Source organism: Gemmatimonadetes bacterium SCN 70-22, assembly GCA_001724275.1.
GTDB lineage: Bacteria > Gemmatimonadota > Gemmatimonadetes > Gemmatimonadales > Gemmatimonadaceae > SCN-70-22.
In genome coordinates this window covers 1-24,290 of the sequence record MEDZ01000046.1, presented here as the reverse complement: position 1 = coordinate 24,290, position 24,290 = coordinate 1, and the positions used below count along the sequence as shown (strand labels likewise).

The window sequence follows — 24,290 nt, the reverse complement described above, 5'->3', positions numbered from 1 at the left end:
CAGCCGGAGCGGGGCGGCGGTCACCCCGCCCACGCGTGCGCTCGCCACCTCTTCCGGCGCATCGGGCTCCTGTCCCGGCAGGTTACTGCCGCTGTTCTCGAAGGGCCTCAGGGCGTCGACCAGTCGCCGCAAGCGCCCTTCCGCATCCGTCAGCAACAACCACGCGCGGTTCGCCTCCGGCGAGGCGAGGTCCCGGGGGGTGACGCGATCGTGGAGGCGCTCCTGCTCCGCGCGGGGCGCTGCATCCCCGGTACGCCGCTCGGTCGATGGCGGCTCCGGGATCGTGCGCCCGTCGCGGATGTGGTCGAGCAGCTGCCGTATCGTGTCGTAGGCGGGGGCCAGCGCCTCGACGACGCGGGCGAGGTCACCCGTGTCGCGCGATACCCGCTCGGTGACGCGCTCGGACGCGCATGGTGGCGCGCATGGTGACGCGCATGGTGACGCGCATGGTGGCGCGCATGGTGGCGCGCATGGTGGCGCGCATGGTGACGCGTCGTCGTACAGTCGCAGCTCCTGCAGCGTCGTGTCGAGGCGCCGGAGCGTGGACTCGCCCTCGTAGAGGAGCTCTCGCGCAGATCTCGTCGTCATGATGGCGTTCCTCTCAGGCCGACTGTCGGCGCGGCGCCAGGACGTGGTCGAGCAGCTCCCCTTGCACCGCCGGCGTGATGAGCACGAGTACGCGGTGCTTCCGTTTCGACTCGATCGGCGTCACGCTCGAGTCGTCGACGAGGAGTGGATCCACGCTTGGCCTGCACCAGGTGCGATGGGAGTGCGCGGCATGCGCCTGCTAGACGTCGCCACGATCGAGGATCCGTCGCGCCACTTCGTCGACGACCTCGAGCGAATCGTACGCCCCCGACTGGATGCGATGTCGAATCTCGGCGATACGCTCGGGAGCGAGCGAAGGTGACGCCGGATCGGTCGGGCTGGCGGCGTGCGCCTGCGCGGCCGGGGAGAGCTCGACTGCATCGTTCCGGCTGCGCCGGCCATCGGTGGGCGCGCGTCCCCGGTCGGCGCCACCGCTGCCGACCGAGGGGGGCGAGTTCAATGGGGCCTGCGGAGCCTGCGGAGGGTGGATCGCTGCCGGTCGGGTCTCGTGGATCTTCATGATGGTGACCTCCTGATCACGATCTCAGTATCGGCACTTCCCGGCGCTTCTGCAGTCCGGGACCGAAATGGGACGGGTTCATCCACGTAGGTCGAGGGCGCCGCCGGGGACGAGCCGCTCGTACCGTTCGGGGGGCGGACGGCGGGCGCCGGCGACGGCGAGGGCCGCCTGCTGCCTCGCCTGTTCGATCATCGCGCCCAACTCGTGGTGGATGTCGAGGATCGCCCGCGCCTCTGAGATGGCGGCGATGCGGGACGCGTCGTGCGCCGGTCCCGCGGCGCGCGGGCGGCCCAGCTGTGCGAGGAGCGGTTCCAGATCGCGAAAGCAGGCGTCCTCCGCGTCCATCGCCGCGTTGAAGGCGTCGAGGTCGTTTGCCTCGAGCGCGCGGCGCACCGCTTCGGTCGCTGCGCGCAGGCGGCCGAGGAGCAGCTGGAGCGCGGTCGCCGGCGCCACGTCAGACCGCCCCTTCGGCGGCGAGCGCCCAGGCGTCGCGCAGCTCGGCTACGAGGTCGAGCACCCGGGAGAGCCGGTTCGCGTCGGGGTGCATTCCGACATCGGTCAGTTCGTTGAGGAAGAAGGCGTACAGCCCGCTCAGCCGGCGTGCGATCTCGCCGCCTCTCTCGCGATCGAGCGTCGCGACCAGCTCGGCGATGGCGTCCTTGGCCCGCCCCAGCTGCGCCGTGCGCGTCTCCACCTCTCCCCGTTCGATCGCGAGGCGCGCGCGCTTGAGGCAAGCCAGCAGGTGATCGTAGACGATCACGACGAGCTGCTGCGGAGTCGCGCTGAGCACCTCGAGCTCCAGGTAGCGATTTGCCGGCGCTGTCGCGCCGCGACAGCCGCCACCATGCCGTCCACTCGCCGTCGTCGTGCCGTACATCGCGAACTCTCCCTGTGGCGTGCCTGCGGCGAGACGATGTCGTCACGCCTCCTCACCCGGAGTATCGGCCGGGGCGGGAATTTCCTGCTACTTGCTTCCGCTGGAGTTCATCGACTGGATCGCGGCGAGCTGCTGGCTCAGCCAGGCCCCCTGCGACTGAATGCGGCTCATCGCCGCCTCCATTGCCGTGAATTGGACGACCAGCGCCTCGCGCCGGCGGTCGAGCCGCGCCTGCACATCGTCGTAGCGACGCGAGAGCGAGGCCTGGGTCGTGGAAACCGAATCCTCGCGGAGCTTCACGAAGCCGTCTACGTCGTCGGTGATACCATCCGCCTGCAGTCCGAGCGCACCGCCGAGACCAAGGACGTAGTCGAGGGTGGCCGTGGCGCTGTCGGCCGCACCGGTGTAGCGAACGATGAGCCCCGACGCGCTGGTGAGATCCTGGCCGAGGCCGGTCGCGGCGAGGCCGTCGATGGTGCCCTGCACGTCGGCGCCGTTGGCGTAGGTGCCCGCAGCGAAACCGAGCTGCGCGGTCGCGTCGCTGCCACCGGGGGCGTAGCTGACCGTGAAGGAGCCCATCGCCCCGTATGTCTTGTGCGCGATGCGGAGCTGCCCCCCGACGTCGAACGCGGCAAGGGCGAGGCCGTCGCTCCCGAAGGCGGCATTGAGCTTGTCCACGATCGTTCCCATGGTGTCGCCGTCGGCGAGGCGCACCTCGGTGGACGTGCCGGAGACGTCGTCACGGAGCGACATCACGTCCGGCGTGCCATCGTCGGAATACCGCGAGAGCAGGGATGAGCCGGTGAACGCCGCCTGCGTCGCCGCGCGCGAGATGACGATCGCGTGTGCGCCGGCCATCGTCCGGTCACTTGCCGCGATGTACTGCACGTCGGTCGACGAGGAGGTGGTGCCGGTTGCGAAGAGCCGCTCCACCGCTTCGTGATTCGTCGCCAGCGCGGTCCTGAAGGTCGACTCGTCGAGCGCGAGCTTGCCGTAGCGGTCGACCGACAGCCCGACGAGGCCTCCGCGCTGATAGACCGCAGCAGGGGAGAGGCCCGCGACGTCGGAGAGCAGTGGGGCCTTGAGCGAGGCGAGTGAGCTGCGGAGGGAGCCGTTGAAGGGGAGTCGGCCGTTCGTCGCCGTCTCCTTCGTGACGAAACCGACGACGGCGTTGTACGCCTCCACCAGTTCCTGCACTGCCCGCACACTGGCGTCCTGGTTGCGGCTCACGGTGAGCTCGACCGTCGTCCCGGGCTCCGCGGCCTGCGCGGTCAAGGTCACGCCGTCGATGGCGTTGGTGAACGTGTTCGAGCGCGAGACGATGGTGCGGCCATCGACCCTCATCATCGCATCGGATCCTTCGGCGAGCTGGATCGCCCGCCCCGTCTCCGTCGTCGTGCCGCCGAAGTCGAGCGTGTCGCCGCTCGCGAGCGACGCGGTGAGCGTCAGTCCCAGCAGCGACGCGCCGGACTGGCTTTCGCGGAACTCGAGCCGGCCGCCGGTGACGTTCACCTCGACGGCGCGCCCACCGGCATACGCCGACGAGAGTGAGGCCGCGAGATCGGCGAGCGTATCGGTGCCCGTCGCGGTGTAGGTGTGGCGCACGACCGTTCCTGCGCCGTCGGTGCCGACGAGCGAGATCGTATCGCCGGCGAGCACGCCGGGCGTGGCGGAGCCGCCCGCGGTGGCCAGGGCGGCGAGCGCCGTCGCCCCGGTGGCCGCAAGACCGGTCGAGGTATCGGTGAGCGCGGCGCCGGTCGTGACGCGCTGCGCGAGCGGATCGCGCGCCCGCGTCACGAGTCCCATGGCCTCGAGCGCGCGCTGCGATCCCTCGCTGCCGTCGCTCGTGATGGTACTCGCGACCTTCATGCGGTAGGTCGTCGCGCCGCCCTCGGAGATGGACTCGATCGACGCGGCGCCGGGGCTCCTCGCGTTGATGATGCCGACAATGTCGGAGATCGACTGTGTCGCCAGATCGACGGTGATCACGTCGCCGTTCACGATCACGGTGGCCGGCGATGGGTCGACCTGCACGCCGAGCGCCTGCGCCATCGCGAGCGACACGGAGGAGATGCGCCCTGACTGCTGGAGACCGTTGGCATCGTAGTTGGCGGTCGTGCCGGGGCCCGACGCGAAGCCCAGCGCCTCGATGACACTCGGAGCGCCGTCGGCATGGCGGACGTCAGACAGCTCGATTCCGCGGGCGCCGGCCGCGTCGGCGGCGAGCACGAGCTGCGCGCGACCCCCGGTGGTCTGGATGGCCGCCGTGACCTTCGTGGGCGCGCTGCCACTGTTGGCCGCATTGATGCGATCGCGTATCGCCTCCAGTGAGTCGTCCGCCCCCACGCTGATGCCGACGCCGTTGATCGTGAACTGGCCCGAGGCGCCGAGCGCTGCTCTCGCGTCGGACACCACGCGCCCGGCGAGCTTCTCGGCGCGGGCGAGGTTCATCACCTCCACACGATAGGCGCCGGGGACGGCGGACGCCGAGGCACTCACGGTGGCGAGGGCGCGTCCGGTCGTGCTCGGGGCGAGGGTGGCCGCGACGGCGCGAAATGCGTTGCGCGACTTGAGCGTGAGGGCGGCCGCCTGGAAGCGCGCGACGACCGTACGGTAGTCGCGCCACGCCGCGCTTTCCGTCGTGACCCGGTCCATCTGCGCCCGGATGGGTTCGAGGGTGCGAGTGGTGTCCAGCTTCATGATCTGGTCGATCATGTCGCGCCACTGGATGCCACTGGCCAGGCCGCTGACTGTGCCGATCGGCTCGGATGCCATCGTCGTCGTCCTGTTGCGTTCGTGTGAAGGAGGGGGGTACGAAGGGAGTATCGGCAGGTGGCGGGCGCGGAGCGGGGAGGTATAACGAACGACGCTCCCGGTGAGGGGAGCGGGGCGCTTGCGCCCCCGCTTCTCCCACCGGGAGGTCCGTTTCACCGGGCCCCCGCTTCGGGACGCCGTCCAGCCATCGGGCGCCGGATCAGGCGCGGAGGAGCTGGAGGACGCCCTGCCCGAGCTGGTTGGCCTGCGCGAGCATCGCGGTGCCGGCCTGGCTCAGGATGTTGTTCTTGGTGAACGTGGTCATCTCGGCGGCGATATCGAGGTCGCGGACCACGGAGTCGGCGGCCGAGAGGTTGTTGACGGCGGACTTCAGGTTCTCCTGGGCGAAGGAGAGGCGATTCTGGAAGGCGCCGATCTGGCCGAGCGTGCCGTTGACGGTGCCGATGGCGGAATCGATCGCGCTGAGCGCGGTGCGGGCATTCGCCGCCGAGCCCAGGTCGAGTCCACCGAGGGCGAGGGCGGTCGAGCCCAGGCTCATCGAGGCGAGCTGGATGTTGTCGGCCTGCGCGGCGCCATACTGGCCGGTGGAGCCGACCATGAAGGTCGCCGAGCCGCCCGCGACCGTGATGGCCTTCGTGTCGAGGGAGCCGAACTGCGTGACGTCGCTCATTTCGATCTTGATGCCGAGGGCATCGAAGTCGAGCGTCTTGGCGCCGGTCAGGCCGGTCGTGTCGATTTCCTGCGCCTTGAAGCCTGCGCCCGCCGCGCCGTTCGTGACGCGGACGACACTGCCGGTGACGGCGAAGGTGTAGGTCCCCGCCGTCGCGTTGGTCGAGACGCTTGCCACACCGGTGGAGCCGGTGACCGTGTTCGCGGTGACGGCGCTGCCGAACGAGCCGTCCAGCAGCTTCTTGCCCTGGAACTGCGTCGAGTCGACGATGCGGTCGAGTTCCTCACGGATCTTCGTGAACTCCGCCTGGACGCGCGACCGGCCACCCGACGAGATGTCGCCGTCGACCGTGTCCGACGCCGACTGCGTGGCGAGCTCCTTCATGCGCTCGAGGATCTTCTGGATGCTGCTCACGCCGCCCTCGGCGATCTGGGAGAGCGAGCTGGCCTGCTCCGCGTTACGGCTCGCCTGATTCAGGGCGCGGATGTCCGCGCGCGTCTTGTTGCTGATGCCGAGTCCGGCCGCGTCGTCCGCCGCGTTGTTGATGCGCAGGCCGCTCGACAGCTTCTCCATCGACTTGGAGATCGCGCCCTGCACGCCCTGGAGGTTCTTGTACGCGTTCAGCGACGCGACGTTCGTGTTGATGCGCATGATGGGATCCTTCCCGATGAGAGTGATGGAGCATCCGTGCTCCGTTGCGAAAGCGCTTCGTGCCTCGCTGAGTCATATTGTCGTCGGCTTCACGAAAAACTTTACCATGACATGAGGCGGGCACTGCGCTCACGTGTGCGGCGGCGCCAGGCTGCGCTCGTGCGCTCGTGCGCTCGTGCGCTCGTGCGCTCGTGCGCTCGTGCGCTCGTGCGCTCGTGCAATCGTGCGGGAGGCGAGGATGCGCAGCGACGCAACGCATGCGGCCGCCCGGCGTGACTCGCCAGGCGGCCGCGTTGCCTCCGACTGCACGCACCGGCAATCAGGCGGCCGGATTCGCCCCCGAGACGACGAACGCCGTCCGAGTCCCCCACGCCGAATCCCCCACCGCGATCTGCCGCGCCAATCCCGCCCGCAGGTTCACGGCGAGCGGCCCCTGCAGGTTGGCGGTCGGGAGCCCGGAGGGCGGGGAGGGCAGCGTCACGATCGCCAGGATCGCCACATCGCTCTCTCGTTGCACCTGTAGCGCTGCCCGATCCCGCCGCGAGAGCGTGACCGCGTAGTCGGGGAACGCCTGAAACGGGTCGACGAGCAGGAACGCGAGTGCGCGTTCGTCGCGCGAGTGCAGCCAGAAGAACCCCGGTCGCTTGGCGTCGAGCAGCACCCACTCGCGACACCCCGGGAACCCATAGAGGCCGTCCGTCGTGGTGATGCACGCGCTCGCCGGGACGACGAGCGTGCACCCGAAGAGCTGCGACGCGACCTCCACGGTCTCGGGGGCGCCGGGGACGAACGCGAGTGGCAGGGCCATAGGGGGGCTGCTGGAGGGGTGGAGAGGGGGCGGGCGGGAGGACGGGGACGGCCGCGCTCAGCGGAGGTAGTCGGTCAGGCTCAGGTTCAGCACCTTCGAGCTCGCGAGCATGGCGGCCTGGTAGGCGGTCTGCCGCGTCACCAGCTCCGTCACCGCCACCTCGATGTCGACGTCGCGCAGCTCCGACTGGAACGCCTGCAGGCTGGTCGTGAAGGCACCGAGGTTCGCGAGCGTCAGCTCGAGCGTGTTCGCGCGGGCACCCGTCTCGCCAACGAGCCCTTGCACCGCCTGCAACGCGGCGTCGATCCTGGCCTGCGCGGCGTTGATGTTCTGCACCGCGTCAGGCGTCGGCGTCACTGGTGGCGCGGCACCGGCGAGGGCGACGGCCAGCTCGCGCACCGCGTCGAGCACCCCGCTCTGCACGAAGATACTCGCTCCGTCGTGCGTCGGCGTGAGCGACTGCTGCGCGCCGATCTGGGTCGGACGCATCCCGGCGGCGCCGGTGGGCGTGCCCCAGGTGAGGGTCGTTCGCGATCCGGCCACCGCGAACGGCGCGGTCTGCCCCTGATCGCCACCGAAGATGAACTCGCCGCCGTACGTCGTGTTGCCGAGTTGCACGAGGCTGTGGAGGATCTCCTCGACCTCCGCGGCGGCCGCCAGCCGCGTCTCGGTATTGGCCGTGGCGCTGGCCTGGCCGATGGCGAGCTCCCGAGCGCGCGTGAGGAGGCTGCCGACCTGCCCGAGCACCTGGTCCTCGAAGAGGACGCGTGACTGCGCGCGCTCGATGTTGCGGCGGTACTGCGTCATCGCGCGCAGCGCGCCGTCGTTCAGCATGACCGAGTGCGCCGCCGTGGGGTCGTCCGACATCCTGCGGACCCGCAGCCCGCTCGACACACGCTCCTGCGCCTCGAGAAGCGCGGCACTCGAGGACTGCAGCCCATGAAGTTGCGTGAGGAGGATCTGGTTCGTGGTGATCCGCATGCGTGTCAGGGAGGGACGTGCCTCGAGTCAGCCGTCGGCGAGTGTGGAGACGGTTACTTTTTGCCGGTGCGGGCGGTCATTGCACGGCGGGGGCAGTCGGGAGGGGCCCGACGCGATGCCGGACCCGACGCCCCTGTCGTTGAGCTTCGGCAGGGAGTTCCAGAATCTTGAGCTCAGTCCCCAGGGGTCCGCGTTCCGGGGCAGACGCAGAATGGCAACCATACTGTTCGTAGACGACGAGGTGACCTATCACCTCATCCTTCAGGACACCCTGGAAGCGATGGGGCACGTCGCCATCCCCGCCTCGAGCATTCCCGCCGCACTCGGCGTCCTCCGCTCGACGCCCGTGGACCTCATCATCTCCGACTACCGGATGCCCCACATGTCGGGGCTCGAGTTCCTGGAGCTGTTGCGCAGCGAGGGATACGAGACGCCGTTGATCATCCTGACCGCGATCTCCACGGTCGAGAACGCGGTGTCCGCGATCAAGGCGGGGGCCCTCGACTACCTCACGAAGCCCTTCCGCGACGAGCAGCTCGAGGTGGCGGTCACGCAGGCGCTGAACGTGATCGAGCTGCGGAAGCAGAACGAGGCGCTGCTCGCCGAGGTGATGGCCTTTCGCAACGAGCGGCAGATCATCGGCGAGAGCCCGGGGATCCTCCAGACGCTCGACCGGATCCGCATGGTCGCCCCCACCCGCGCGAGCGTGTTGATCGTGGGCGAGTCGGGGACGGGCAAGGAACTGGTCGCGCGCGCGATCCACGACCAGAGCGACCGTCGCGACGGACCGTTCGTCGCCATCAACTGTGCGGCCATCGCCGAGAGCCTGCTCGAGAGCCAGCTCTTCGGCCACGAGAAGGGTGCCTTCACCGGAGCCATCAAGCGCTTCGAGGGGGCGTTCGAGCGCGCGCACGGCGGTACGCTCCTCCTCGACGAGATCTCGGAGATGCGCCTCGAGCTCCAGGCGAAGCTGCTGCGCGCGCTGCAGGAGCACGAAGTCGATCGCGTCGGCGGTTCCGGTCCGGTGAAGGTCGATGTGCGCGTGATCGCGACGACGAATCGCGACATCGATGCGTTCGTTCGCGCAGGGAAATTCCGTGAGGACCTGTTCTATCGCCTGAACGTCTTTCCCATCGTCCTGCCGCCGCTGCGCGACCGCCGGGAGGACATTCCCCTCCTGTCGATGCGTTTCGCGATGCGCACGGCCGAGGAGATGCGGAAGCGGATCCAGGGCTTCGCGCCCGGTGCGCTCGCGATGCTGCAGGCCTACGACTGGCCGGGCAACGTGCGCGAGCTGCAAGGGACGATCGAGCGCGCCGTGATCGTGGCGAAGGGCACGATGCTCGAGATCGCGGATCTCGACGGGATGCGCCACGGGATGACGGGGCGCGGTCCGTCGCTCACGACGCGGACGGGCCCCGCCGCGCCTCCCCCCGGCGCCCCCGCGCCATCGATCTCGCCGACGCCCCTCCCCGAAGGGGCGATCGTCCTCACCTCGCTCGATGTGACCGAGGCCGAGCGAACCCTCATCCAGGAGGCGCTGCGCCGGACCGGGGGAAATCGCACCCGCGCCGCCCAGCAGCTGGGGCTGAGCATCCGCACCTTGCGCAACAAGCTGAACGCCGGCGGCATCCTGCAGACCGTGGGGTGACGGCCACCACCACGCGGACGGCGAAGGATGCGGGGCGGCGACTCTTGCCGCCCCGCGCTGCGTTCGTGCCGGCAGGAGCTGCCGGCCGGGCAAGAGGTGCCGGGAGGAAGGGCGGTCGCCGGTGGGAGCACGGGAGAGCCTAACGGCAAAGGATCGAAGGACTTGCGTCACGCGCGGCACGCGGCGCCCCCGTGGCGTGGCCCCTGCCATCTCCGTCGTCGACGCGACGGCGGTGATCCGATCGTCGTCGCGCCCTACCACGCGCGATCGCATCCGTGATGCCGAACCACTTCATCCACCGACTCAGCAGCGCGACTGCCCTCAAGGGCAGTCTCGACCTCGGCGCCGAGCGCACGCGGCAGATCGCGTCGCGGGTCGCGCAGGCGTCGCTCAACGGCGACGGGTTCGCGTTGGGTGATGCGAGCGGGGCGAAGGGCGGCCAGGGGGTGGACATCGAGCAGGAGATGGTCGCCCTCGCCGACGAACAGCTCCGGTTCGAGGCGAGCGCGAAGCTGCTGGAGAAGGTCTACCAGCAGATCCGCACCTCCATGCGCGATACGCGCTGAGAATCCACGCGATGCCACGGCAGACCTCCGGTTTCCTCCCGCTTCTCCCCGCGATGCCACGACAGGGCAACCTTTCCTCGTTGCCCCGCGCCATGTTCCGCACGCTGGCCGTTGCCGGCAGCGGACTGTCGGCGCAGCGCTTCCGCATGGAGATCACCGCGCAGAACATCGCGAACGCCGAGACGACTCGCACGCCGGACGGCGGTCCCTATCGTCGCCGCGTCGCGGAGCTCGCTCCCGCCGCGGCGCCCGCGTTCGCTCCCGGCGTGCCGGCGCTGCCGCCGCTCGTGCCGCCTGGGGGATTGGGCGCAGCGACGCGTGAAGGTGCCCTCGTCGCCGCGGCCGCGGTGGGGATGGGGGGGATCTCCGAGACGGGGACGCCCGATGCCCCCGATCCCTTTCCGCGCGGCATCGTCACGCGCGACGGGACGGTGGCGTTCGCACTGCCGAGCGTGCCCGCCATCGGGCGCGACGACGCCGGCGGCGTCGACGTGACCGGCGTCGTCGAGGACATGCGCGAGGGCGCGCTCGTCTTCGACCCCGGACATCCGGATGCGGACGCGAACGGCTACGTGCGCATGCCGAACGTGAACATCACCGAGGAAATGGTGACGCTCATGGAGGCGCGGCGCCTGTACGAGGCCAACGCCACCGTCTTCCAGGCCAGCAAGCAGATGCTGCGCCGCACGCTCGACATCTGATCGCCCGTCGTGTCTCCCAACGGTCCGCGCTGAATCATGGTCAACGGTCTCTCCTACGCACCCTTGCTGCGCCCGGCGGGCGCTCCCGCGCCACGCGAGGCGCTCGAGTCGGGCGCTCCGGGCAACGGGACAGTCTCCACGGGGAATGCGGGGCAGGCGCAACGCGCCGGGGGCGCGGCGCCCACGTCGCAGCCGCGCCTCCTCGCCCCCGCCACGACGCCGGAGGCGCTGCCGGTCGAGCCCCCCCCGGGCACCGATCCGCAGCTCTGGATGGTGCTTTCGGCGGAGGAGCGCGCGCACTTCGCGCGGCTCGGTGCGATGGGGCCGCTCACGTACGGGCGCGCGCTGGAGGGGCAGACGCCGACGTCGAACCTCCGCGGGATGCGTCTCGACATCAGGGGGTGATCGATGACGGCACCGATTCGCGCCGGCACCGGCGGCGCGCCGGGGATCGGGACGCAGCGTCCCCCCGGCATCGACACCGCAGGCGAACGTGGAAGGCGCGGCGCCGTGGCGGGCACGAACGACAGCTCCTTCGGCGACACGCTCAAGCGCGCCCTCTCCGAGGTGACGGCGACGCAGGACGGCGCGCGGGAGCTCCAGGAACGGTTCGTCCGTGGCGAGCCGGTGGAGCTGCACCGCGTCATGGCGGCGACGGAAGAGGCGAGCATCGCGCTCGAGATGCTCGTGCAGCTCCGCAACAAGGCGGTCGAAGCCTATCGGACCCTCGTCACCATGCAGGGTTGATCGATGCCATCGATCCTGCAACCCATGGTCGAGCGCGTAGGCGGTGAACGCCGCGCTGCCATCCTCGCCGTGGGTGTCGTTGCGGCCATCGCGATCTTCGGGCTCGCGCGCTGGGCGACCGCGCCGACCTGGGTGCCGGCGTTCACCGGCGTTCCGCTCGAGAGCGTCGGCATGATCACGGACAAGCTGACGGCGGCGGGGGTGGAGCATCGCCTGGAGCACGGCGGCCAGACCGTGCTCGTGCCGGCGGCGTCGCTCGCCGAGGCGCGCGTCACCCTTGCACGTGACGGGAGCCTGCCGGGTGTGGTGAAGCGCCCCGGTTTCGAGCTCTTCGACCAGCCGTCGTGGGGACAGACCGACCTCGCACAGCGCGTGAACTACCGGCGCGCGCTGGAGGGGCAGCTCGAGCAGACGATCGGCGAGATGCGGGGCATCGAGTGGGCGCGCGTGAGCCTCGTGATGCACGAGGCGGACTCGTACGCCAGCGCCGACACGCCGACCGAGGGGAGTGTCGTCCTGAAGCTCGAGAGCGGCGAAACACCCGCGCCGGCGGTGGTGCGCGGAATCGCAAACCTCGTTGCCTCGTCGGTGCAGGGGCTCAGCCGCGACCGCGTGACGATCGTCGACGACGCCGGCCACCTCCTCACCGAAGCCGAGGAAGCAGAAGTGCCGGGCGCGCTGACCAGCCGGCAGCTCGACATGCAGACCGAGGTCGAGACCCGGCTGCGCGCCAAGACGGAACAGCTCCTGGGACAGCTCGTCGGTCCCGGCAACGCGAAGGTGCAGGTGGCCGCGTCGCTCAACTTCGATCGCGTGGAGCGCACCTCGTCGACCGTGGACCCGGAGCGTCAGGTGATCGCCACCGAACAGCGCGCCGAGATCACGCCGGGCGCCGAGGGGGATGCCGGGTCGACGAACAGCGCGACGACCTATGAGAACACGCGCACCACCGAGAACGTGGCGGCGGCGATCGGGAGCGTTCGTCGCCTCACGGTGGCGGTACTGGTCGCCGATGCCGTGGCCGACAGCGCCGCGAGGGGTGCCGTGCGCACCGCGGCCGCGCCGGCGTATCGTCCGCGCACCGCCGCGGAGCTGCAGCAGATCGAGACGCTCGTGCGCAGCGCCGTCGGCTACGACTCGTCGCGCGGCGACGTGGTGACGGTCGTGAGTGCGGCGTTCGCGGCGCCGGTCGTGACGCCGCCGCCGGCGCCGACGGTGCTCGACACGGTGCGCGAGTTCCACCGCCCGATCACGGGGAGCGTCCTCTCGATCGTGGCGATGGTGGTGGCGCTGCTCGCGATCCGCGCCTTCAGCCGCGCGGGCCAGCCGGGACGCGTCACGCCGGATCAGGCGGAACTGCCCGGCGAGAGTGGTCCCCCCGCCGCGCTCCTCTCCGACCCACGGGGACTCGAACACCCCGAGGAGCCGGTCACGATCGTGCACATCCCGACCAACCCGCGTCACGCGGTCACCGCGGCCTCGGTCGAGCAGCGTCCCGAAGTGGCGCTGAAGGTCGTGCGCGCGTGGCTGCACGAATGACGTCCACCGCCCGACCCGCGCTCCACCGCGGCATCCGCCTTTCCGAATGATGTCAGCACTCGCCCAGCGGTCACTCCAGTACGAGGAGCTCAGCGGCCGCCAGAAGGCGGCGATCGTCTGCATGGTCATCGGCGCCGAGCGTGCCGCGAAGGTGCAGGAACAGCTCTCGCCCGAGGAGATCGAGCTCCTCAACTACGAGATCGCGCGCACGTCGAAGGTGGATCCCAACGTCGTCGAGGCGGTCCTCCTGGAATGGATGGAGCTCATCCAGGCGGCGAACACGCTCGCCCATGGCGGGATCGAGCTGGCGCGGCAGATCCTCGAGCGGGTGTACGGGCAGCAGAAGGCGGCGGCGATGATCAAGCGCATCCAGACGCAGCTCCAGGACAAGGCCGGGTTGCACCGGTTGCGCAATGCCGACCCGACGCAGCTGAGCGCGATGCTGCGTGGCGAGCACCCGCAGACGGTCGCGCTCATCCTCGCGCACCTGCAGCCGCATCATGCCAAGGAAGTGCTCAAGGAGCTCGAGCCGAGCTTCGGGGGACAGGTGCTGCTGCGCATGGCCCGCATGGAGAAGGTCGCGCCGGAGATGCTGAACCTCATCGAGCGCGCGATGCTCATCGAGGACATCTCGTCCACCGAGGGGATGTCCGCGTCGGGCGGCACGCAGGCCGTGGCGACAATCCTCAACGGGATCCCGTCCTCGCTGGAGAAGGAGTTCCTCGACGTGGTGCAGGCGCACGACCCGCAGCTCTGTCTCGAGATCCGCAACCTCATGTTCGTCTTCGAGGATACGATCACGCTGGAGGTCCAGTCGATCCAGAAGGTGCTGAAGGAGGTCGACACCAAGGACCTGGCCCTCGCGCTCAAGGGGGCGAGCGAGGAGCTGCGGGAGAAGATTCTCGCGGCGATGTCGCAGCGTGCCCGCGATGCGCTGATGGAGCAGATGGAGATGAGTGGCCGCACGCGCAAGCGCGACGTCGAGTCGGCACAGCACAACATCGTCTCCGTCATCCGCCGGCTCGAGGAGGCGGGTGAGCTCGACCTCGACGCCGGCGACGAGGAGTACGTCTGATGGCGGCACTGGAGCGCCCGAGGGATGCGACGGCATTCGAGCCCTTCGCCCCCGATCCGGCTCCGTCCCTCGTCGCTGTGCCGGAGTCGCTCGAGGTGCGACCGCGCGTGCACGCCCCCGACACATGGGAGGTGGAGGAGTTCGACCTCACGCCGACGCCACCTGGCGCGCGCGCGGCGCACACTCCCGACATGGACACGCGGGCGCCGGATGGCGGAGACCTGTTGCCGTGGCCACACGCGGCTGAACCACTTCACCCGCTGCAGCCGCTGCAGCCGCTGCAGCCGCTGCAGCCGCTGCATGCGCTGGACGCGATGCGTGCGCGCGTCGTCGCCGAGCTGGAGACCACGCACCGCGCGGAGCTCGTGGCGGCGGAACGGCGCGGCTGGGAGGCGGGGCTGGGCGAAGGGGCGGCACACGCCGAAGCGGCGCGTGCGGAGCTGGGGTCATTGCGCGATGCGCTCGCGCAGGCGCTCGCCTCGCTCCGCGAGCACGAGCAGCGCTTCGTCGGCGACCTCCGGGCAAACGCCGTCGCCCTGGCGATCGCCGTCGCGCGCTTCCTGGTCGAGCGCGAGGTGACCACCGATGCATCGATCGTCGAGGACCTGGTGCGCCGCGGACTCAACGAGTTCCCGATCGACCAGCCGGTGCGTGTCCGATTGCATCCGGCGGACCTCGAACTGCTGCTCGAGGCGGGATCGACCGCCGCATCCGGGGATGGTGGCGAATCCTGGGATCCACGCCGCGAACTCTCCTGGCTCCCCGACCCGCTCGTCGTTCGCGGAGGGGCGGTGCTCGAGGGACGCGAGCGCATCGTGGATGGCCGCGTCGACACCGCGCTCGAGCGCGTGTTCCGGCGCATCTGCAGCGTGGCGTGACCGTGCGCCGCGCAGGGCGAACCCGGCGCGAACGCCCGGCAATTGTCGCCTCCATGTCGTCGGCATGTCGTGCCGTCCGGCAACGCCTGCCGAGCCGCGCGCCGCTCGCGGCGATCGTCGGCGCCCGAGGCCAAGTCGTGCCCGCATGGCGACTTGGTCTGCCTGCGCAGGCAGCGCGGAGTGGGGCACGTCGGTTGCCTTGTCTCCGGGGGCGCCGTGCCGCACCGCGTCCGGGCGCCGACCGTCAGCCCTTTTCCCTCGACCTCACCGTGCACGCCGAGCGCCTCTCGCTCCATGAACTTCCGGGCATGATGGCCGACATCCCGCGCGTCGAGCGACTCGGCCGCGTGTGCCGGATCGTCGGGCTCGTGATCGAGGCGACTGGGCTCGACGTGGGACTCGGCGAGTTGTGCCGCATCACGAGCCAGGCCGAGGACGCATCGGTGCTCGCCGAGGTGGTCGGCTTCCACGACGGGAGCGTGTTGCTCATGCCACTCGGCGACCTGGACGGGCTGCATCAGGGCGCGAGCGTGCGTGCGATGGGGCGCAGCTTCGGCGTCGACGTCGGTCCGGGACTGCTCGGGCGCATCCTCAACGCCCTCGGGCACCCGATCGACGGCGGGCCAAAGCTCGACGTCACCCATCGCGTCCCGCTCTCCGCCGCCCCGCCCAATCCGCTGCGCCGCGGGATGATCGCGGAACCTCTCGAGACGGGGGTGCGCGCCATCGACGGCACGCTGACCATCGGACGCGGGCAGCGCGTCGGCATCTTCGCCGGGTCGGGCGTCGGCAAGTCCACGCTGCTCGGCATGATCGCGCGCAAGGCGCAGGCGGACGTGAACGTGATCGCGCTGCTCGGCGAACGCGGGCGTGAGGTGCGCGAGTTCCTCACCCATGCGCTGGGCGAGGACGGGTTGCGGCGCTCCGTCGTCGTGGTTGCGACCGGCGACGAGGCGGCGCTGGTGCGGGCACGCGGCGCGCTCGTCGCCACGGCGATTGCCGAGTACTACCGCGACCAGGGCAAGCAGGTGCTGCTGATGGTGGACTCGGTCACGCGCGTGGCGATGGCGTGGCGCGAGATCGGCCTCGCCACCGGCGAGCCGCCGACCACGAAGGGCTACCCTCCCTCGGTGTTCGCCTCGCTCCCGCGCCTGCTGGAGCGTGCCGGCAACGGCACGTGCGGCGGGATCACCGGCATCTACACCGTCCTCGTGGACGGAGACGACTTCAACGAACCCGTCGCCGACGCGGCACGATCGATCCTCGACGGTCACATCGTGCTGACGCGGAAGCTCGCCGATGCGGACCACTACCCGGCCATCGACGTGCTCCAAAGCAAGAGCCGGGTGCGTGACCAGATCATCGACCGCGAGCATCGCGCGGGCGCTGGCGCCCTGCTGCGGCTCGAGGCTGCCTTTCGCGAGAAGGAAGACCTCATCCTCGCTGGCGCGTACCAGAAGGGGAGCGACCCCTTGGTGGACTCGGCGATCGCCATGCGGGGCGCCGTCGTCGACTTCCTGCGGCAGCGCCCCGACGAGCCGACCCCATTCGCCGAGACGCGTGAGGCGCTTGTCGCGCTCGGTGGCGCGACAGCGTCGCTCGCACGACGTTGACCACGACGACCTGCATGGCTACTTCCGCACGATTCACCTTTCCCCTCCAGTGCGTCCTCACGCAGCGCGAGCATCGCGAGGAAGCCGCGCAGGCCCGGTTCGCCGCCGAGGCGGCGCAGGCGTCTGCGGCGCGTGCGGCCGTGGAAGAACTCCAGGCGGTGCGGGCGGCCGGAACCGCCGCGCTCACCGCGGCGCAGGTGGCACCGACGTCGGTCGGTCACTTGCGCGCATTCGCGTTCGCGATCGAGCAGATGGACGCGCGGCTCGACGTCGCGGGGCAACAGGTGATGGCCGCGGAGCAGCGCGTCGACGAGGCACGCACCGCGCTGGCGGAGGCGTTCCGCGCACGGCACGCGATCGAGCGCCTGCGCGAGCGCGCTCACGAGACATGGCGTGCCGAGACGGCACTGGCCGAGCAGCGAACGATGGATGAACTGGCGATCCAGCAGTTCTGTCGTCGTCAAGCACGGGCGGTGAACGAGTGAAGCGCCTCATCGCCGTGGTGGTCGTCTGCTTGCTTGGCGGTCTCACCGGTGCCGTCGGCGCAGCGATGTGGGTCAAGCGCGCCGATCCTCCCCCGGCGGATGCGCCGGCACGTGGCGGCGACTCGTCGGCGCGTACCGAGGCCAGTCGCCCGCACGCCGCAGGGGCAGATTCGACGGCGACGGACTCCGGGCGGCCGGCTGCGGCGCCGTCGGGCACGATCGACTCCGGATTCGCGCGCCCGGACGCGACGCATCCCGGGCAGCAGGCGCAGGCGCAGGCGCAGGCGCAGGCGCAGGCGCAGGCGCAGGCGCAGGAGAAGACGCACGAACAGTCGCAGGCGGTGCACACGGCGCTGGCGACCGTTGGTGCACCTGGCGATTCCGTCGCCGACGGCCGCATCCGCCGGCTCGGCCGCCTCTTTGCGCAGATGCCGGCGAAGGATGCGGCCCGGGTGCTGTCGTCGATGTCCGACGCGGAGGTCGCGGCGATCCTGGCATACGTGCCCGACCGCGCAGCCGCGAAGATCCTGGCCGGACTTCCTCCGGCGCAGGCCGCGTCGGTTGCGACCCGTGCGCTCCCCGGACCCCTCCCACAGGTCTCGAGACCCTGATCGATGTCGACGCCCACTGCCGCCCTGCCGCTCGCCCCCGAACTCGCCATGCCCGCATCGCAGCCATCGCGCGCAGCGGTGGCCAAGGGCATGATGCCCCTCGCGGGCAGGGCGAGAGGGGAGAATGACGTGCGGGGGGCCGCTCAGCTGCAAGACTTCGCTGCACTGCTCGCCACTGCCGTCGGCGGCCATCCCGCCCCCACCACATGCGACGCCGGTGCCGCCGCTGGTGGGGCCGCGCCTGGCGAGGGCGCGGGGGCCATGCTCGGACGCGCGCCGACTCAACCCGGCGCCGACACCACTCACGAAGGTGCCGTGAGTGTCGCGCTGCGCGGCGCGGCGTTCCCTGCCGCCAGCTGCGAGGGCGACGACGAGTTCCCGGTGCATGCCACGGAATCGACCGAGGACGAGAAGCGAGATCCGCCGTCACCGGACGCTTCGTCGTCGCCGGCTCCGGTCAGGCTCCCACTGGCTGCGCCCGTGGCCCACGACATCGCGCAGTCGTACCAGCTTGCGCCGGTGAGGGTGGCCGAGGATGTCGCCGGGATGCACGACCTCGTGCCGCTTCCCGCGTGCGAGCCCACGCCGCGCACGGGCGAAGACTCGCGCGCCACACGCGCCACGCACGCGGCGACCGCCGCGTTCGAGGGACGCGACCCCGGCGTCCGCGCTGCGTTGGAGCACACGATCGATTGCCTGACGAGCGAAGGGCATGTGGTTCGAGTCGTCGAGACGGTACGCGTCCCCGAACGGGAGGGCGCACTCCGCCAGGCGGAGCGGACGATTCCGGAGGAAGTCGTGACGTGGGCGCGGGGGGCGCGGGGGGCGCTGGAGGCGCGCGAGGCGCGGCAGGCGAGCGGACGAGCAGCGGAGCCGGAGGCCGATGGTCGGCGCGACGGCTCGGGCAACGCGCGGCTCCCCCAGGTGGCGCGCCAGGGAGCGCCGCACAGCGTTGGGGGTCTGGGCGATTCCTTGCCGCGTCCGCACCAGCTGCCGGCGGAGATGCAGGAGGCATTGCCGGCGATCGCACCGGCGGTCCGCCCCCGCGAGGAGAGTCAGTCGGCCGTGCCCCCGATCCTCGAGGCGGACGAGCGGGAGTCGCCGCTCGCCAACGAGGGGCGCGACGCCGGGCATGTCTCGTCGGGCTCGCGGGCGATGGAGTGGGCAGTAGCGACATCGCCGCGCCTCGAGCCTGTGGCTGGAGCGGTCCGACGCGAGGCGCCGACCGCCGTCACGCTGCTCACGCATCGCATCGAGCAGTTGCTTGCTGAACGCGAGCAGCTGCGCATGCAGCCGCTCACGCAGGTGACCCTGGCCATCGACGCGGCGAACGGCACGACCGATCGCATCCAGGTCGGCCTCGCGGGGCGCACCCTCGACGCCGTGATCCGCACCGACGACGAGCACGCGGCGAAGCGCATGACACGCGACATCGCCGGCCTGTCCGAGGCGCTCGTGCGCACGGGGGTCGAGAGCACCGCGGTCAGCGTGCACGAGGTGAGTGCGGGGGCGAAGGTCGGCGCCCTCGACACCGCGCGCTCGGCGGCGCCGCCGCCCCCCGATGGCGGCGAGCCCCGTCGTCCTGGTCGCGACCCGGACCAGCAGCAGCGGCAGGACGGCGCGCCGTCGCGTCAGCAGGGCGAGGCGCATGACCATCCGCACCGGCGTCGCCGGCAGCCGCGCGCCGAGCGACCGGCGCCCGCCGAGTTCCCACTCCCAACCTGATCCGATGGCCACTACTACCAACGCGACGAGTGCCGCCGCCGCGACCCAGTCCACGAACGCTGTGTCCCGCACGTCCACCGCGGCTGGCGCCTCGCTCGGCGACCGCGACACGTTCCTGCGGCTGCTGGTCGCGCAGCTGCAGAACCAGGACCCGATGAATCCCTCGCAGCCCGAGGAGATGGCAGCGCAGCTCGCGCAGTTCTCGAGCCTCGAGGCGCAGATCGCGATCCGCGACCTCCTGCAAGGGCAGCAGCTCACGGATGCGCAGCTCCAGCACGCCCTCGACACCAACGCGGCGATCGCGACCATCGGGCATGAGGTCATGGCGCGCGGCGACCACGTCGTCGTCGGCACGCAGAGCGACGTCACGGTCGACGTCGGCGGTGCCGGTGGCGAGGCGACGCTGCGGATCTTCGACCGCAATGGCAAGGAGGTCGCGCAGCAGCGCCTCGGCGTGCTCTCCGCCGGCGAGCAGACGATCTCGATCGTCCGCGCCACCTCGGGGCTCGACGCCGGCGACTACACCTACGCCGTCGACGTGAGCAACGCCGATGGGCAGGGCGTCGACGTGCAGGCATACGAGCGGTTCGTCGTGGACGCCGTGGAGCCTGGGGCCAACGGCCCAGTGCTCTGCGCCGGCGACCGGCGCGTCTCCTTCGTCGACCTCGTGCGCGTCGGTCCACCGCACGCGACACCGTCCGCCGCCGCCGGCGCACTCGCGACCCAGTTCCCCATGCGCGCCGGTCGCATCACCGACGCGTCCTCCCTGTTCCCGATCCCGTAGCACACCCTCACAACGACAACACACATGCTTCGCTCTCTCTGGGCCGGCGTCTCCGGCATGCGGAATCACCAGGTGCGACTCGACGTCACGGGCAACAACATCGCCAACGTGAATACCACGGCCTTCAAGACCGGACGTGTCACCTTCAAGGAGGGTTTCGCGCAACTCGTCGCCGGGGCAAGCCGGCCGCCTGGCGACCACGGTGGTGTCAATCCGATCCAGGTCGGTCTCGGCTCGCAGATCGGCTCCGTCGATACCCTGTTCGCGCAAGGCAACATCGAGACGACCGGCATCAATACCGACCTCGCGCTCCAGGGGCCGTCGTTCTTCGTGGTCGCGAAGGGCAACCAGCACTACTACACGCGCGCCGGGAACTTCCAACTCGACGCCAACGGCAACCTCGTGTCGCCGACGAACGGCTTCGTCGTGCAGGGGCGGATGGCGGTCAACGGTGTCTTCCAGGACGGCATCCAGCCCATCAAGCTGCCGTTCGGCCAGAAGACCGCGGCGCGCCCGACGAGCACCGTACACCTCGCCGGCAACCTGAACGCGTCGGCGAACGTCTACGTCGGCGATCCGCTGAGCGCCACGGACCGCATGCAGCCCGGCAACGTCGGCGCCTACAAGGACGTGTCGATCACGGTGTACGACGCGCTCGGCGAGAAGCACGAGCTGAAGATGATCCTGTACAAGACCGCGCCGAACACCTGGCAGTGGACGATGGACCCCAGCGGGATGGACATCGCCGCGGGCATCACGGTGGACGCCGGGACGAACCCGCTCGCCTTCAAGTCGGACGGCACGCTCGACGAGACCGCCTTCACGCCGGCGCAGATCCGCTTCCAGCCGAACTCCGGGGCGGCGGAGGTCGCGATCACGATCGACCCGCGCGGGGCAGGGGTGAACGGGCTGTCGCAGTTCGCCGGCAGCAACAACGCGGTGCTCCGCGACCAGGACGGCTTCGCCTCGGGCGAGCTGCAGAACTTCACGATCGACCGCGGCGGCACGATCGTCGGCTCCTACACCAATGGCACCAACCAGGTGCTCGGCCAGATCGTGCTGGCCGACTTCAACAACCCGTCCGGGCTGCTCCGCGTCGGCGACAACATGTACGGCACCTCCGGCAATTCGGGGAACCCGGTGATGGCGTTCGCCCTCGAGGGGTCGCAGTCGACGATCACCTCCGGCGCGCTCGAGATGTCGAACGTCGACCTCGCGCAGGAGTTCACGAACATGATCGTGGCGCAGCGCGGCTTCCAGGCGAACTCGCGCGTGATCACGACCGCCGACGAGATCCTCCAGGAGCTCACGAACCTCAAGCGGTAACCGGCTCGCGGTTCGGTCGGCGACGAGGCCCCCCGTGCCCCAGGGCTCGCGGGGCCTCGTGTGCTTTCGCGGCAACCCCTGCCGATCAGGAAGGGGCAAGAGCTGCCGGCGCCATGGCGGCGCGGCAAGATCCGCCGAGGGGACCGTGCCGCGCACGGCGCGTGCCTGCGAGCGCGCAAGTGCCGTCACCGCAACGCAATGCGAGGCGTCGCGCGCCGTCGGTCATCGGCTGTGCCGGGTGGTATGTACCCTGCCAGTTCCGCTGTCGTCTCGGGCCTCCGCCCGGCGACGTTACCCGCCCGGATCTCTCCCATGGATGAACGCACTACCGGCACCGAGGAAGCGGCGCCGCAGCAGTCCGGCAAGCTCCTCCTCATCCTCGTCGCGGCGCTCAGCCTCGCGATCGGCGCCGGGATCGGCACCGCGGTCCTGGCGCCGCGCATCGTCGGCGCGGTGCCCGCAGCGGCGAAGGCGCGAGAGGGGGACTCGGTGCACGTCGACCGCGGCAAGGGCCGCGACGGGGCGCCGGCCGCGATGTACTCGATCGAGAACATCGTCCTCAATCCGGCCGGCACGAGCGGCTCGCGCTACTTGCTGCTGTCGGTCGCGCTCGTCCTGTCCGATCCGGCAGCCGAGGCGGGCGCACGGGCGCGCGAGATCGAGGTCCGTGACCGCATCGTCGCGTTGCTGGCCACGCAGACGGTCGACCGGCTGATCGATCCCGCGCAGCGCGACTCGATCAAGGACGAGATCCGGAGCAGCGTCGAGCCGATCTTTCCCAAGGGCGTCGTCCGCGGCGTGCTCCTCCCGCAGTTCGTGGTGCAGTGAGCGCGTGATGACCGTCAGGACGGCCTCGCCCATGGCGCAGATCGACTCCGACCGCCCCCATGCGACCGCACGTCGCGCCGTGCGCGCGACGGCGCGTCCCGATGCCGACGTCCAGGCGTACGACTTCCGCCGCCCATCGCGTGTGTCGCGTGAGCGGCAGCGGACGCTCACGGCGATGTACGAGCGCGTCGTGAAGTCGCTCGAGAGCGCGCTCGTCTCGCGCCTCCGCGACACGATCGACCTGCGGTTCCAGGGCGTCGAGCAGGTGACGTTCGGCGAGTACATCCACTCGCTGAGCATCCCGTGCTCCGCCTACCTGATCGACATCCACAAGACGGGCCACTGCGGCGTGATGGATTTCCAGCGGGAGCTGGCGTTCTACCTCGTCGACCGCCTCTTCGGTGGGTCACACGAGCCGCAGCTCATGGACCGCGCCCTCACGCCGATCGAGCGCATGGCCCTGTCCACCGTCGCCGAACGCGCCCTGGTCGCCTGCGTCGAGGCGTGGCACGACCAGGTGAAGCTGACGATGTCGGTCAGCGGCTTCGAATCGATTCCCGAGATCATCCAGGGAATCGGCCGCGAGGATCCGGTGCTGGTTGCGAACATCGAAGCGACGTTCACCGGCGGTCGTGGCCTGCTCTCCATCTGCCTCCCGCTCGCGGCACTCGAAAGCTTCTTCAGCCAGTCGACCGACCGCGTCTCCCGGGGCGTCGGAACGGCGGAGGACCGCGCCGAGAACCGCCGCCTCACCGAATCCACGCTGCGCGCGACGCACGTGCCGGTCGCCGTCCGCCTCCCGGAGTTCAGCATCACCCTCGCCGAGCTCCTCGAGCTCCAGGACGGGAGCGTGATCTCGCTTCGCATCCCGCCGAATGCGCCGGTGGTTCTCCGCGTCGGCAACCAGCAGCGCTTCACCGGCAGGTTCGGCAAGGCGAACGGCATGAAGGCGATGCGCGTCGACGAGGAATCCGCCGAGCCGATCACCGCACCGTAACCCGACGCCATCTCCGTCTCCACTTCTCCCGTATCCCCGAGCCTTCGATGTCGAACCAGGACGCCGCCGATGCCCCCTACTCAGGGAAGGCGGCCACCCCAGCCACGGCACACCCTCCCGTGACCATCGCGGAAGCCACGGAGCTCATCCCCGGCACGATCGAATCGCGCGGGCTGTCGCTCGAGGCGGTCGCCGGGCTGCGCATCCCCTGCTCCGTGGAGCTGGGCAGCACGCACCTAACGATCGGGGAGCTGCTCGACATCAATCCCGGCACGGTGTTGCAGCTGGACCAGACCTCCGGCGAGCCGTCGATCCTTCTCGTCAACGGTCAGCCTTTCGCCGAGGGCGAGGCCGTGCTCGTCGGCGAGCACCTCGGCCTCCGCATCAAGCGCCTGCTGAAGCCAACGGCCAGCGCCCCGGCGCGCTGATCCGGCGAATCCCACCCGCTTCGATCGATGGTCCCGTCCCTGCTCGGCGTCCTGCTCGCCCTTGGCATCGTACTCCTCGTCCTCGGGGTCGGATTGCGCCTCGTGCAGCGATTCGTCCCCAGCGCCGTCGTCGGCCGACCGGTGCTCCAGGCGCAAGTGGTGCAGCGCCTGAGCCTCTCGCCCCGGCAGGGGATCGCGTTCGTCCGCGCCGGCACCCGGGTGATCGCGGTGTCTGTGGGTGAAGGAGGCGTGCGGCGGCTCTTCGAACTCGACGACGAGGAGGCGGCGGAGCTGCTGGCCTCGCGCGACGGCGCGGCCGCGCACAACGCGTCGCGACCGGCGCGCGGGAGCGCGACGTCGACGCAGCAGGTGCCCGCCATGGCGCGTCCCGGCGAGGCGACGCCACGCCGTGGGATGCAGACGGATTTCCGCAGCTCGCTGGCGGCCGCGATGCGTAGCGCGGCGC

24 protein-coding genes and 1 pseudogene are annotated in these 24,290 nt (G+C 70.5%); 18 read left to right on the top strand and 7 right to left on the bottom strand.

Annotated features, from left to right (window positions below):
- Nucleotides 1–787 precede the first annotated feature (787 nt).
- The 7 genes from ABS52_17010 to ABS52_16980 all read right to left on the bottom strand — a co-directional run bounded on the left by ABS52_17010 (nucleotide 788) and on the right by ABS52_16980 (nucleotide 7,870).
- A complete protein-coding gene (locus ABS52_17010) occupies nucleotides 788–1,108 on the bottom strand; it encodes a hypothetical protein (GenBank protein ODT01332.1) in 321 nt (106 codons plus the stop codon).
- A 78-nt stretch (nucleotides 1,109–1,186) separates the two neighbouring features.
- Nucleotides 1,187–1,561 (bottom strand): hypothetical protein, encoded by a 375-nt coding sequence (locus ABS52_17005; protein ID ODT01331.1) that lies wholly within the window; start codon nucleotides 1,559–1,561, stop codon nucleotides 1,187–1,189.
- A gap of 1 nt (nucleotide 1,562) precedes the next feature.
- A complete protein-coding gene (locus ABS52_17000) occupies nucleotides 1,563–1,985 on the bottom strand; it encodes a flagellar export chaperone FliS (GenBank protein ODT01330.1) in 423 nt (140 codons plus the stop codon).
- A gap of 87 nt (nucleotides 1,986–2,072) precedes the next feature.
- On the bottom strand, nucleotides 2,073–4,760 hold the full coding sequence (locus ABS52_16995; protein ODT01329.1) for a hypothetical protein: 2,688 nt from the start codon (nucleotides 4,758–4,760) through the stop codon (nucleotides 2,073–2,075).
- A gap of 199 nt (nucleotides 4,761–4,959) precedes the next feature.
- Nucleotides 4,960–6,081 carry a hypothetical protein gene (locus ABS52_16990; protein ODT01328.1) on the bottom strand — a complete coding sequence of 374 codons (1,122 nt, stop codon included), beginning with the start codon at nucleotides 6,079–6,081 and terminating at the stop codon, nucleotides 4,960–4,962.
- A 319-nt stretch (nucleotides 6,082–6,400) separates the two neighbouring features.
- Nucleotides 6,401–6,847 (bottom strand): hypothetical protein, encoded by a 447-nt coding sequence (locus ABS52_16985; GenBank protein ID ODT01336.1) that lies wholly within the window; start codon nucleotides 6,845–6,847, stop codon nucleotides 6,401–6,403.
- 99 nt (nucleotides 6,848–6,946) lie between these two features.
- The gene (locus ABS52_16980) at nucleotides 6,947–7,870 is read right to left on the bottom strand and encodes a flagellar hook-associated protein 3 (protein ODT01327.1); all 924 of its coding nucleotides are present in this window, start codon (nucleotides 7,868–7,870) and stop codon (nucleotides 6,947–6,949) included.
- 211 nt (nucleotides 7,871–8,081) lie between these two features.
- Here ABS52_16980 and ABS52_16975 point away from each other — a divergent pair, with 211 nt between their 5' ends.
- The 18 genes and pseudogenes from ABS52_16975 (at nucleotide 8,082) to ABS52_16890 (ending at nucleotide 24,290) form a co-directional block, all read left to right on the top strand.
- Nucleotides 8,082–9,521 (top strand): hypothetical protein, encoded by a 1,440-nt coding sequence (locus tag ABS52_16975; protein ODT01326.1) that lies wholly within the window; start codon nucleotides 8,082–8,084, stop codon nucleotides 9,519–9,521.
- A 278-nt stretch (nucleotides 9,522–9,799) separates the two neighbouring features.
- Entirely contained in the window at nucleotides 9,800–10,087 is a 288-nt protein-coding gene (locus ABS52_16970; GenBank protein ID ODT01325.1) for a hypothetical protein, read from the top strand.
- A gap of 92 nt (nucleotides 10,088–10,179) precedes the next feature.
- The gene (locus ABS52_16965) at nucleotides 10,180–10,788 is read left to right on the top strand and encodes a flagellar basal body rod protein FlgC (GenBank protein ODT01324.1); all 609 of its coding nucleotides are present in this window, start codon (nucleotides 10,180–10,182) and stop codon (nucleotides 10,786–10,788) included.
- A 36-nt stretch (nucleotides 10,789–10,824) separates the two neighbouring features.
- The gene (locus tag ABS52_16960) at nucleotides 10,825–11,193 is read left to right on the top strand and encodes a hypothetical protein (protein ODT01323.1); all 369 of its coding nucleotides are present in this window, start codon (nucleotides 10,825–10,827) and stop codon (nucleotides 11,191–11,193) included.
- Nucleotides 11,194–11,196: 3 nt separating this feature from the next.
- A complete protein-coding gene (locus ABS52_16955; protein ODT01322.1) occupies nucleotides 11,197–11,535 on the top strand; it encodes a flagellar hook-basal body complex protein FliE in 339 nt (112 codons plus the stop codon).
- A 3-nt stretch (nucleotides 11,536–11,538) separates the two neighbouring features.
- Nucleotides 11,539–13,074: a flagellar M-ring protein FliF gene (locus tag ABS52_16950; protein ID ODT01321.1), complete on the top strand. Its 1,536-nt coding sequence runs from the start codon at nucleotides 11,539–11,541 to the stop codon at nucleotides 13,072–13,074.
- A 49-nt stretch (nucleotides 13,075–13,123) separates the two neighbouring features.
- Complete coding sequence (locus ABS52_16945; GenBank protein ODT01335.1) at nucleotides 13,124–14,149, top strand: flagellar motor switch protein FliG; 1,026 nt, start codon at nucleotides 13,124–13,126, stop codon at nucleotides 14,147–14,149.
- Entirely contained in the window at nucleotides 14,149–15,027 is an 879-nt protein-coding gene (locus ABS52_16940; protein ODT01320.1) for a hypothetical protein, read from the top strand. Before ABS52_16945 ends, ABS52_16940 begins: the two co-directional genes overlap by 1 nt.
- Before the next feature lie 308 nt (nucleotides 15,028–15,335).
- Nucleotides 15,336–16,640: an EscN/YscN/HrcN family type III secretion system ATPase gene (locus ABS52_16935; GenBank protein ID ODT01334.1), complete on the top strand. Its 1,305-nt coding sequence runs from the start codon at nucleotides 15,336–15,338 to the stop codon at nucleotides 16,638–16,640.
- Nucleotides 16,641–16,654: 14 nt separating this feature from the next.
- Nucleotides 16,655–17,125 (top strand): flagellar export protein FliJ, encoded by a 471-nt coding sequence (locus ABS52_16930; GenBank protein ID ODT01319.1) that lies wholly within the window; start codon nucleotides 16,655–16,657, stop codon nucleotides 17,123–17,125.
- Entirely contained in the window at nucleotides 17,122–17,736 is a 615-nt protein-coding gene (locus ABS52_16925; GenBank protein ID ODT01318.1) for a hypothetical protein, read from the top strand. The genes ABS52_16930 and ABS52_16925 overlap by 4 nt, the downstream gene beginning before the upstream one ends.
- Before the next feature lie 315 nt (nucleotides 17,737–18,051).
- A complete protein-coding gene (locus ABS52_16920; GenBank protein ID ODT01317.1) occupies nucleotides 18,052–19,461 on the top strand; it encodes a hypothetical protein in 1,410 nt (469 codons plus the stop codon).
- Nucleotides 19,462–19,522: 61 nt separating this feature from the next.
- Nucleotides 19,523–20,245: a hypothetical protein gene (locus ABS52_16915; protein ID ODT01316.1), complete on the top strand. Its 723-nt coding sequence runs from the start codon at nucleotides 19,523–19,525 to the stop codon at nucleotides 20,243–20,245.
- 24 nt (nucleotides 20,246–20,269) lie between these two features.
- On the top strand, nucleotides 20,270–21,571 hold the full coding sequence (locus ABS52_16910) for a hypothetical protein (GenBank protein ID ODT01315.1): 1,302 nt from the start codon (nucleotides 20,270–20,272) through the stop codon (nucleotides 21,569–21,571).
- 312 nt (nucleotides 21,572–21,883) lie between these two features.
- Entirely contained in the window at nucleotides 21,884–22,399 is a 516-nt protein-coding gene (locus ABS52_16905; GenBank protein ID ODT01314.1) for a hypothetical protein, read from the top strand.
- A gap of 7 nt (nucleotides 22,400–22,406) precedes the next feature.
- Nucleotides 22,407–23,396: a hypothetical protein gene (locus ABS52_16900; GenBank protein ODT01313.1), complete on the top strand. Its 990-nt coding sequence runs from the start codon at nucleotides 22,407–22,409 to the stop codon at nucleotides 23,394–23,396.
- 119 nt (nucleotides 23,397–23,515) lie between these two features.
- Nucleotides 23,516–23,824 carry a hypothetical protein gene (locus ABS52_16895; GenBank protein ID ODT01333.1) on the top strand — a complete coding sequence of 103 codons (309 nt, stop codon included), beginning with the start codon at nucleotides 23,516–23,518 and terminating at the stop codon, nucleotides 23,822–23,824.
- A gap of 27 nt (nucleotides 23,825–23,851) precedes the next feature.
- Nucleotides 23,852–24,290 (top strand): annotated as a pseudogene (locus tag ABS52_16890) (hypothetical protein).